Annotated in this window: 1 protein-coding gene and 1 pseudogene; both read left to right on the top strand. The window is 69.5% G+C overall.

The features are described from left to right. Positions 1-285: pseudogene (locus J3S89_RS19805) on the top strand (DUF1419 domain-containing protein); the annotation flags it as partial. A gap of 210 nt (positions 286-495) precedes the next feature. Then, the coding region (locus tag J3S89_RS19800) for an Eco57I restriction-modification methylase domain-containing protein (RefSeq protein WP_238483874.1) at positions 496-2,740 on the top strand (2,245 nt) is incomplete at its 3' end.

The raw sequence follows: 2,740 nt of genomic DNA, 5'->3' as shown, positions 1-2,740 counted from the left end.
TCGCCGGATCGGATGCGCCGAGCGATCCTCGAGCGCGAGGCCCTGCCCGGTCGCGGGATGACCCGCGCGGAGTGTCTCGAACACATCTGGAGCGAGACCCATGACGCCTACCGCGGCCATGCCGGCGCCGACTGGCCGGTCGAGGCGAGGGGCCGACGCTTCGTGGTGGTCTACGGGCAGGGGCTCGGCGCTCGAATGAGGCTTCTCGAGGAACTGACCACCCGGGAGATCGCGGCCAAACTGCCGGGCCGACTGCTCGCCGTCACCGACGCCGCGGCGGCGTGAACGGAGACGGCCGGGCGACCATCACCCACGGCTGAGCCGCCGAGGAGCCGACGGTAGCGATCGTGCGCGGTCACCGTCGGTCAACTCGATCCGGAATCATCGGCCGAGACCGGGCGACCCATCCTTCAGACCCCATCCGAGGCACGGCCTCTGCCCGATCCGTTCGGACGGAGCGGTGCCGCGCGCCTTCCCTTCGAGGAGCAAGCTCTCATGAGTTCCATCGATCCCTTCACCCTCGATCTCTTCGGGACGACCGGTCTTTCCTCTGGTCTGGGCTTCGGCCTCGGCGTCTTGTCGAGGCCAGCCGACGACGATCCCGACGATCCGCCGCCGTCCACGTCGGCCCCCGTCTCGACGGGGACCGTCTTCGTTCGGCCGGTCGCTTCCGAGAGGGATCTCGGGGAGAACTTCCATCTCGAAAGGGATCGGGGTCTCGCCGCCGGTTGGAAGGGGAGGGCACGCGACAACATCGAGGCCATTCGACTGGCGGCGGCGATCGAACGCGAGAACCGTCCCGCGATGGTGGAAGAACAGGCGCGCCTCATCCGCTTCATCGGCTTTGGTGCGTCGGAACTCGCGAACGGCGTCTTCCGTCGTCCCGGAGCGACGGCCTTCCGCGCCGGCTGGGAAGAGATCGGCGCCGACCTCGAGGACGCGGTCGGGGAGGGGGAGCACGCCTCGCTCGCCCGTTGCACCCAGTATGCCCACTTCACGCCCGAGGTGATCGTCCGCACGATCTGGGCCGGTCTCGAACGCCTCGGCTGGCGTGGTGGCCGCGTGTTGGAGCCCGGGATCGGCACCGGGCTCTTCCCGGCCCTGATGCCCGAAGCACTGCGATCGGCCTCATGCGTCACCGGGGTCGAGCTCGACCCGGTGACGGCACGGATCGCTCGGCTGTTGCAGCCACGGGCGCGGATCCTCTTGGGGGATTTCGCGCGAACCGAGCTGGCGGCGAACTTCGATCTGGCGATCGGCAATCCGCCCTTCTCCGATCGCACGGTTCGCTCCGACCGCGCCTATCGCTCCCTCGGTCTGCGGCTCCACGACTACTTCATCGCCCGGTCGATCGATCTTTTGAAGCCCGGCGGCCTCGCCGTCTTCGTCACGAGTTCCGGTACGCTCGACAAGGCCGACGGCACGGCGCGCGAGCACATCGCGAAGTCGGCCGATCTCGTCGCCGCCATTCGCCTGCCCGCGGGTTCATTCCAGGCCGACGCCGGCACCGACGTGGTGGTCGACATCCTCTTCTTCCGCAAGCGCCGGGCGGGTGAGCCGCGAGGCGACACGGCTTGGCTCGACCTCGCCGAGGTACACCCGGCCGGCGACGGGGAGGACGCGATCCGCGTCAACGCCTGGTTTGCCCGCCACCCGGAGCTGGTGCTCGGCACCCACGCGCTGACCTCCGGTCCGTACGGTGAGACCTACACCTGCCTCGCCGGCGACGAGGCTCTCGAGACCGTCCTCGGCCGTGCCGTCTCGCGTCTGCCGGAAGCGGTCTACGACGGCGAACCTGAGCCGGTCGATGCCGAGGACGACGAGGCGCTGGCCATCGCTCCCATCGCTGCCGGATCCCATGTGCGCGAGGGTAGCTATCTGATGGATCCGCGCCGAGGTCTCATGCAGATCATCAGCGGCGCGCCGGTGCCGGTCGCCGTCCGCAAGGGCAGGGGCGGCGAGGGGTTTTCCGAGACGCACATCCGGATCATCGGCAAGCTGATCCCGATCCGCGATGCCGTGCGCGAGATTCTCGCCTGCCAGGAGGCCGACCGGCCGTGGCAGCCGGCGCAGGTGCGGCTGCGCATCGCCTGGGGCGCCTTCGTGCGAACCTTCGGCCCGATCAACCACACCACAGTCTCGATCACCGAGGATGCCGAGACCGGCGAGGCGCGCGAGACCCATCGTCAGCCGAACCTCGCGCCGTTCCGGGACGATCCCGACTGTTGGCTGGTCGCCTCGATCGAGGACTACGACATCGACACCGACACGGCGAAGCCGGGGCCGATCTTCTCGACTCGGGTAATCGCGCCGCCGGCCCCGCCGGTGATCACGTCCGCCGCCGACGCGCTCGCCGTGGTGCTGAACGAGCGCGGCCGCATCGATCTCGACCACATCGCCGAGTTGCTCCACCGGGACGTCGACGACGTGCTGGTCGAACTCGGCGAGGCGATCTTCTGCGATCCCGTCGACGGCGCCTGGCAGACGGCGGATGCCTATCTCTCCGGTCCCGTGCGCAAGAAGCTCGAGGTGGCGACGGCCGCGGCCGCGCTCGATCCCGTCTTCGAGAGAAACGTCCGAGCCCTCGAAGCCGTCCAGCCGGCCGACCTCCGCCCCTCCGAGATCACCGCCCGCCTCGGCGCGCCGTGGATCCCGGCTTCCGACGTCGTCGCCTTCGTGCACGAGACGATGGGCGCCGCCATCCGCATCCACCACATGCCGGAACTGGCCTTGTGGACGG

The sequence above is a fragment of the Pinisolibacter aquiterrae genome (genome assembly GCF_019160155.1).
Lineage (GTDB): Bacteria > Pseudomonadota > Alphaproteobacteria > Rhizobiales > Ancalomicrobiaceae > Pinisolibacter > Pinisolibacter aquiterrae.
This window is presented reverse-complemented; position numbering and strand designations above follow the sequence as displayed.